General features: G+C 66.6%; 9 protein-coding genes. 5 read left to right on the forward strand and 4 right to left on the reverse strand.

Features of this window, described 5'->3' with window-relative positions; translation table 11 throughout:
- The first annotated feature begins 30 nt into the window (after positions 1–30).
- Positions 31–978: a helix-turn-helix transcriptional regulator gene (locus tag IT779_RS07995; RefSeq protein ID WP_196148478.1), complete on the forward strand. Its 948-nt coding sequence runs from the start codon at positions 31–33 to the stop codon at positions 976–978.
- A gap of 21 nt (positions 979–999) precedes the next feature.
- On the opposite strand, the gene IT779_RS08000 is transcribed toward IT779_RS07995, so the two are convergent.
- Complete coding sequence (locus IT779_RS08000; RefSeq protein ID WP_196148479.1) at positions 1,000–1,647, reverse strand: TetR/AcrR family transcriptional regulator C-terminal domain-containing protein; 648 nt, start codon at positions 1,645–1,647, stop codon at positions 1,000–1,002.
- Positions 1,648–1,718: 71 nt separating this feature from the next.
- On the opposite strand from IT779_RS08000, the gene IT779_RS08005 reads away from it, so the two are divergent.
- Together IT779_RS08005 and IT779_RS08010 are read left to right on the forward strand one after the other, a co-directional pair.
- Positions 1,719–2,294 carry a peroxiredoxin-like family protein gene (locus tag IT779_RS08005; RefSeq protein WP_196148480.1) on the forward strand — a complete coding sequence of 192 codons (576 nt, stop codon included), beginning with the start codon at positions 1,719–1,721 and terminating at the stop codon, positions 2,292–2,294.
- 203 nt (positions 2,295–2,497) lie between these two features.
- Entirely contained in the window at positions 2,498–3,238 is a 741-nt protein-coding gene (locus tag IT779_RS08010; RefSeq protein ID WP_196148481.1) for a DUF3800 domain-containing protein, read from the forward strand.
- Between the two features lie 78 nt (positions 3,239–3,316).
- Here IT779_RS08010 and IT779_RS08015 read toward each other — a convergent pair whose 3' ends face one another.
- Positions 3,317–4,519: an RNA polymerase sigma factor gene (locus tag IT779_RS08015; protein WP_196148482.1), complete on the reverse strand. Its 1,203-nt coding sequence runs from the start codon at positions 4,517–4,519 to the stop codon at positions 3,317–3,319.
- Positions 4,516–4,923, reverse strand: coding sequence for a YciI family protein (locus tag IT779_RS08020; RefSeq protein ID WP_196148483.1), 408 nt, complete (start codon positions 4,921–4,923; stop codon positions 4,516–4,518). Before IT779_RS08020 ends, IT779_RS08015 begins: the two co-directional genes overlap by 4 nt.
- Before the next feature lie 240 nt (positions 4,924–5,163).
- Here IT779_RS08020 and IT779_RS08025 point away from each other — a divergent pair, with 240 nt between their 5' ends.
- Together IT779_RS08025 and IT779_RS08030 are read left to right on the forward strand one after the other, a co-directional pair.
- Complete coding sequence (locus IT779_RS08025) at positions 5,164–5,403, forward strand: hypothetical protein (protein WP_196148484.1); 240 nt, start codon at positions 5,164–5,166, stop codon at positions 5,401–5,403.
- Positions 5,400–5,750 carry a type II toxin-antitoxin system PemK/MazF family toxin gene (locus IT779_RS08030; RefSeq protein ID WP_196148485.1) on the forward strand — a complete coding sequence of 117 codons (351 nt, stop codon included), beginning with the start codon at positions 5,400–5,402 and terminating at the stop codon, positions 5,748–5,750. The genes IT779_RS08025 and IT779_RS08030 overlap by 4 nt, the downstream gene beginning before the upstream one ends.
- Positions 5,751–5,859: 109 nt before the next feature.
- Here IT779_RS08030 and IT779_RS08035 read toward each other — a convergent pair whose 3' ends face one another.
- The gene (locus IT779_RS08035) at positions 5,860–6,435 is read right to left on the reverse strand and encodes a Uma2 family endonuclease (protein WP_196148486.1); all 576 of its coding nucleotides are present in this window, start codon (positions 6,433–6,435) and stop codon (positions 5,860–5,862) included.
- Positions 6,436–6,476 lie beyond the last annotated feature (41 nt).

Raw genomic sequence — 6,476 nt, forward strand, 5'->3', positions numbered from 1 at the left:
CCTGCCCTAACTCGCGGGCAGAATGGATTCATGTTGGAAACCTCAGCGCGGTTGCTGCGGCTGCTGTCGCTGCTACAGACGCCGCGGTCATGGACCGGGGCCGAATTGGCCGAACGGCTCGAGGTCGACGTCCGCACCGTGCGCCGCGACGTCGACAAACTGCGCACCCTCGGCTATCCGGTCGAGGCCAGTTCCGGGGTCGCCGGATACCGGCTCGGCGCGGGCGCCGAACTGCCGCCGCTGCTGCTCGAGGACGAGGAAGCGGTCGCGGTGGCGGTCGGATTGCGCACCGCGGCGGGCGGCACCATCGCCGGTATCGAGGACAGTTCGCTGCGCGCGCTCACCAAACTCGAACAGGTGCTGCCATCCCGGCTGCGGCACCGCGTGAACCTACTGCATTCGGTGACCGTCGCGGTACCCGCCGCACCCGCCACCGTCGATCCCGACACCCTCACCGCCATCGCGGGCGCCATCCGCGATAACCACCGCTTGCGCTTCGACTACCGCACGCACACCGGCGTCGACGCCGTGCGCACCACCGAACCGCATCGCCTCGTACACACCGGACGGCGCTGGTACCTACTCGGATGGGATGTGGACCGCGCGGACTGGCGGACCTACCGTGTCGATCGGATGCACCCACGCGTACCGACCGGTCCGCGGTTCACACCGCGCGAGGCGCCGTCCGATATCGCCGATTACGTCGGGCGCGGGGTGACGACCTCCCCCTACCGGTACGCGGCGCGCGTCACGCTGCTGGTGCCCGCCGAGGTCGCGGCCGATCGCATCGCGCCGACGGTCGGTGTGGTCGAGCCCATCGACGAGCGGAGCTGTCTGCTGACCACCGGCGCGAATTCGGTCGACGAACTCGCGTTCTACCTCGGCGCGTACGGATTTCCGTTCCGCGTGCACGAGCCGCCCGAACTCGTCGCGCGCATCGGGGAAATCGCCGACATGCTCCGCGCGGCCGTGGACTGAAGAAGTCGCGACGCGGATCGTTCACTCGTCCTGCTGCGCGACCCGAGTCCGTTCGAATCGCGGGTCGAGCCCGCGCAGCAGAATCCGCACCCCGCCGCTGAACTCCTCGGCGGGCGAGACCTCCCGCGCCTGGCTCGCGGTCTGGACCAGCAGCGGATACTCATGCGGTGAAAGCCGCGCCATGGCTTCGGTACCGGGTCCGCGCAGCGAGGCATGGTGTTCGTTCTGGAGGAATCCGAGTAGGAATCCGATGATGGCGCGCTGGGCGATGACTCGGTCGCGGCCGTCGAAGCCCGCATCGGTGAGGACCGCGAGGGTGGCCTCGATGTAGCGCAGGGTCGCCGTTGCGGACTGGCGGTGGCGCAGGAACAGCGGCACGGTCTCGGGGTGGGCGGACACCGCGTCGCGCATGCGGTGCATGAGCAAGTCGATGCGGGCGCGCCAGTCGGTGTCCGGCGGCAGGGTGAGGTCGACACCTTCCAGGACTCGGTCGACCACGAGGATTTCCAGGTGGTCGCGGTCGGTGACGTAGCGGTAGAGGGCCATGGTCGCGACCCGCAGTTCCTTGGCGACCGCGCGCATGGTCAGGGCGGGTAGGCCGTCCCGGTCTATCACCGCGATGGCGGCCGCGGCGAGGTCGGCGGTGGTCAGCGAGCGAGGGCGGGGCACGGGTTGACAGCGTACAAGGTACACGCATACTTGACGTAGGAGTACGTCGTACACCTACGAGAGGAAGCGCCATGCCACTGCCGAGCCATCTGCCACCCCGGACCCTGACCACGATCGCCGAAGTCGAAATACCCATCCCCGATCCCGACCGCCTCGTGCACCTGCAATTCCGCCGATTCGCCGGGTGCCCCGTGTGCGCGCTGCATCTGCGCTCGTTCGTACACAGGCACGACGAGATCGTCGCCACCGGAATCCGCGAAGTCGTCGTATTCCATTCCCACGCCGCGGAATTACGGAAGTACAGCGCCGAATTCCCGCTCGACTTCGTCGCCGACCCCACACGAGCGCTCTACCGGGAATTCGGGGTCGAATACGGACCACGCGCGCTCCTCGATCCACGCGCGTGGCCTGCCATCATCCGATCCGTATGGGCGGAGTTGCGGGCGAGTCGACGGCCCGGTTACCACGCTCCCCCTCGTAGCGCCGAAGGCGGCCGCCTCGGGCTGCCCGCGGACTTCCTGATAGCTCCCGATGGGCGCGTACTCGCCTCGAAACACGGTCGGCACGCGGACGACCAGTGGTCGGTCGACGAACTCCTGAGGTCCGCGCAGGTCACCGGCACTCCGCCACAGGTCGGCCGCGGCTGAGTGAAACCACCTGATCGCGGTATCCGACACTGCCCCTGGTAATTTCCTCGTGCCGTGTCGGGGATTTATTGCACGGCAGGGGAACTCACACCGAGGGTCTATGTTGGCCGACCAGACCTCGCGCCGACGACTTTGCAGACCCACGAACGCAACATCGAGCTGGTCAGTTGCCGCGGATCGGGACGGGAGGAGATGGACCCGCAGTGACGAACCAGACTGCGGTAGTTCATGATCGAGCAATGCCGCCGTCTCTCGATCGCATGATCTACGTCGACGACTCCGGTCATCCCCAATCCGGGCTGGCTGTCTACGGATGGATCGAGTTCCGCCCTGACCAATGGCGATCGGTGCTGCGAACATGGCTCGACACTCGCAAAGCGCTCTGGCGAGAGTTCAAGGTACCGGTCACCAAAGAACTGCATACCACCGAATACGTGAACGGTCGCGGCAGGATCTCCAAGAGCATCCCGGAGCGACATATCCACGATGGCCACGAATACTGGAAGGACTTCGGTCGAGAGGTGGCGCACGATTGCCTGGAGACGCTCCGATGCGTTGAGGGGCTGATCGTCGGTTCGGTGTACCGCAGGGGGCAACCGCAGGACTTCGCGTCGACCAAAAGGGAGCTCTACGCCGATCTCGTCACGCGCTTCGAACGGGAACTGGAGGCAGGCGACTCACTCGGCCTGATCTTCATGGATGGTGACGGCAGCGACAGCTCGTTCCGAACGACTCATCGCGGGCTCGCGTTGGCCCAGCGGCGGATGATCGAAGACGCCATCCACATCGATTCATCCGGCTCACAGCTGATACAGATGGCTGATCTCGTCGCATGGTCGGCCGCCGCCGCGATCGATCGGCATCCGAAGAACGAGTTCGCCGCTCAGTGGTACAGCAAATACATGTCTGAACGTGATCCCCTGCGCGAGCCTCAGGAAATGTAGGCATCCCCGGAAACAGCTAGACCCCCTTATCCACAGGTGTGGGGGGGTCTGCTCCATCATGTTAGCACCTTCTCTGCCCTATGGAAGAAGAGGTGGGTCACTGTCCCGATTTCGATCGCGGCCATCCGACAGCTGACGCGAGGTTGCGGCCTTGCGGGTGAGGTGGTTGCGTTCGGGGATGTTGTCGGCCTGTGCGGCGGCCTCGACGTAGAGGCGCGCGGCCTCGGCGTGATCGCCCGCGCGTTCGTGCAGGTAGGCGGCTGACGCGGTGTAGCGCGGGAGGTCAGGAGGGAGTTCGGCGAGGGCGGCGAGTCCGGCGCGGGGGCCGTCCGCCTCGCCGACGGCGACCGCGCGGTTGAGGCGCGCGATCGGGCTGTCGGTGAGACCGACGAGTTCGTCGTACCACTCGACGATCTGCACCCAGTCGGTTTCCTCCGCCGTGCGAGCGTCGGCGTGCAGGGCCGCGACGGCCGCTTGGGCCTGGTATTCGCCGAGGCGGTCGCGGGCCAGCGCGGCTTGCAGGATGTCGATACCCTCGGCGATCAGGTCGTGGCGCCACAGGGCGCGATCCTGTTCGGCCAGCGGCACGAGGCTGCCGTCGGCGCGGGTGCGGGCGGCGCGTCTGGCGTGGTGGAGCAGGAACAGCGCGAGCAGTCCCGCGACCTCGGGGTCATCGGTGCTCGCCGCGAGTTGCCTGGTCAGCCGGATCGCCTCGGCGGCCAGGTCGACGTCACCGCTGTAGCCTTCGTTGAAGACCAGATACAGCACGCGCAGCACGGTGCGCGGATCACCTGGACGGTCGAGCCGCACCTCGCCGACGGTGCGTTTGGCTCGGCTGATCCGTTGCGCCATAGTCGATTCGGGTACCAGGTAGGCGCGCGCGATCTGGCGGGTGGTGAGGCCGCCGACGGCGCGCAGGGTGAGTGCGACCGCGGAGGCGGGGGTGAGATCCGGGTGCGCGCACAGGAAATACAGCTGAAGCGTCTCGTCGACGGACGCGGCCGGGCCGGGTTCCGGCTCGTCGGACACGCGGAGTTCGCGGCGGCGGCGCGCGACATCGGAGCGCGTGAGGTCGAGGAATCGCCGCCACGCCGTGGTGATCAACCAGCCTTTGGGGTCATCGGGGCGACGGTCCTGCCACGTCTCGACGGCACGCAGCAACGCGTCCTGCACGGCGTCCTCGGCGGTCGCGAAATCCGCCCCGCGGTGGACGAGGGCGGCAAGCACGCCGGGAATCATTTCCCGCAGCCGCGTCTCGTCCACCGCGTCGGCGTCCGTCATTCGGTGACGGTCGGGGCGTGGGTCAGGAACGGTCGCAGTTCGAGCCATTCGTGGATCGGGTCGCCCCCGGCTCCCGGCGCCGCCGACAACTCCCCCGCCAGTTCGAGCGCGCGCTCGTAGGAGTCGACGTCGATGATCATCCAGCCCGCGATCAGATCCTTCGTCTCCGCGAACGGGCCATCCGTGACCGGCGGCTTACCCGCACCATCGGACCGCACCCACGTCCCACCCGGCGCGAGCGCCTGACTGCTCACGTACTCCCCACTCCCCTCCAACCGCGCCGCGAAATCGTTCATGTACTGAACATGCGCCTCGATCTCCTCGGGCGTCCACCGATCCATCGGCACATCGTTCACCGACGCGGGCGCACCACGGTAATGCTTGAGCAGCAGATACTTCGCCATCTCGTCCTCCTTGTCTCCAGCGCCCCAGCGGCGCTTCACCCAGGAAACGGAATCACACCCGCATTCTCGACATCCCCACCCGAAGTTTTCCGCACTTTCTTTTCATGAGCGTGCGAGACCGAACGCTGGACGGCAAGAGTCGATGACCTCCACGCACGGGTATCCACGATGGTATCCTTGGTAGGTATCCTGCTCGTATCTATGATCGGGATATGCTCCGCAACCGGGAAGGTGAGAAGCATGGCCGCCACAATGTCCTCGATGAAGGTCGAGCAATCGGTGCGCGAGCGGGTGAGTGCGCTGGCGCAGTCGGAGGGCCGCACCGTCTCCCAAACCATCGCGCACCTACTGGACGAGCACGACCGCCGAATGCGCTTCGCCGCCGTCGCGGCAGCGTACGCCGAAATGGACGACGACTACGTCACCGAGGCCGCCGCCTGGGACGACACGCTCGAGGACGGCCTGGACGACGAGCGGTGAGCGCCTCGTACCAGCCGGGTGACGTTGTCTGGATACAACTTTCGCCCACGAGAGGGCGCGAACAGGACGGCCGACGCCCCGCGGTCGTGATCTCCACCGCGGACTACCTCCGCAACGTCCGAGGTCTGGTCGTAGTCGTCCCGGTGACGACGACGGATCGCGGTTGGCCCCATCACGTCCGGTTGCGTGGCGACACCGTCGGGCTGTCCGAAATCTCCTTCGCGATGACAGAACAACCGCGCACGGTGAGCACCGACAGAATCAGCCGCGTCGCAGGCACGGTGAGCAAGCAGACCCTCGCCGTAATCCGACGCTGGATAAGCGATTTCATCGTGATGGAGGACTAGCGATCGACGCGGCACGTTCACGGACCGAAGTCCGGGTTCGCCGGCGGGACAGCGGCAGGATCGGGCGTGAGAAGAAGGGCGGGCCTTCGATCGCCAGGCTAGAGCTGGTTCACGGCAGGAGGGTGGCGGGGTCGAGAGTGAGAGGGAAAGGGGCGTGGAGGGTGGCCGCTTGACCGGCGGGGACTCGGTGGGTCAGTTCGTAGGCGCCGCTGGGGCCGAGGGTGTGGGCGAACAGGACCGGGAGGGGTTCGCCTGGGAGTTGGCCGTTGAAAGGGTTGATTTCAAAACGCCAGTAGTGGGGGATTCCCGCGTCCGCGTAAAGGGTCGGCTTGACCATGCGGTCCTGCAGGGTTGTGGAGGCGGAGACCACCTCGACGGCCAGGACCACCTGGGCTACGGGTATTCCGCGCGCGTCGGGGGGCACCTCGCCTGTCAGGACGATCAAATCCGGGATGGGCTCGTCTTGGCCGATGAGGACGCCGACACCGGTCATGACTTCGTGGTCGGCGGGGACCAACGTGTACAACGTTCGGTCCAGCCAATTGACCAGCCGCTGGTGGCGCGGCTTTGGAGCGGCGTTCACAACGAGCTGACCATTCAGAACCTCGTACCGTAGTCCATCCTCGGGCATGTGATCGAGATCCGCTGCGGTCCACCGATCGGCACGACGAATCGGCATTGCCATCGGGACACCTCCAACCTCCGGGTGGGATCTCGGAAAGTCTA

The sequence above is a fragment of the Nocardia bovistercoris genome (assembly GCF_015674855.1).
In the GTDB taxonomy this organism is placed as follows: Bacteria; Actinomycetota; Actinomycetes; order Mycobacteriales; family Mycobacteriaceae; genus Nocardia; species Nocardia bovistercoris.

Excerpts from the sequence above, each read along its gene's own strand:
- IT779_RS07995 (WP_196148478.1), top strand. The coding sequence starts at position 31 with ATGTTGGAAACCTCAGCGCGGTTGCTGCGGCTGCTGTCGCTGCTACAG.
- IT779_RS08005 (WP_196148480.1), top strand. The coding sequence starts at position 1,719 with ATGCCACTGCCGAGCCATCTGCCACCCCGGACCCTGACCACGATCGCC.
- IT779_RS08015 (WP_196148482.1), bottom strand. The coding sequence starts at position 4,519 with ATGACGGACGCCGACGCGGTGGACGAGACGCGGCTGCGGGAAATGATT.
- IT779_RS08020 (WP_196148483.1), bottom strand. The coding sequence starts at position 4,923 with ATGGCGAAGTATCTGCTGCTCAAGCATTACCGTGGTGCGCCCGCGTCG.
- IT779_RS08025 (WP_196148484.1), top strand. The coding sequence starts at position 5,164 with ATGGCCGCCACAATGTCCTCGATGAAGGTCGAGCAATCGGTGCGCGAG.
- IT779_RS08035 (WP_196148486.1), bottom strand. The coding sequence starts at position 6,435 with ATGGCAATGCCGATTCGTCGTGCCGATCGGTGGACCGCAGCGGATCTC.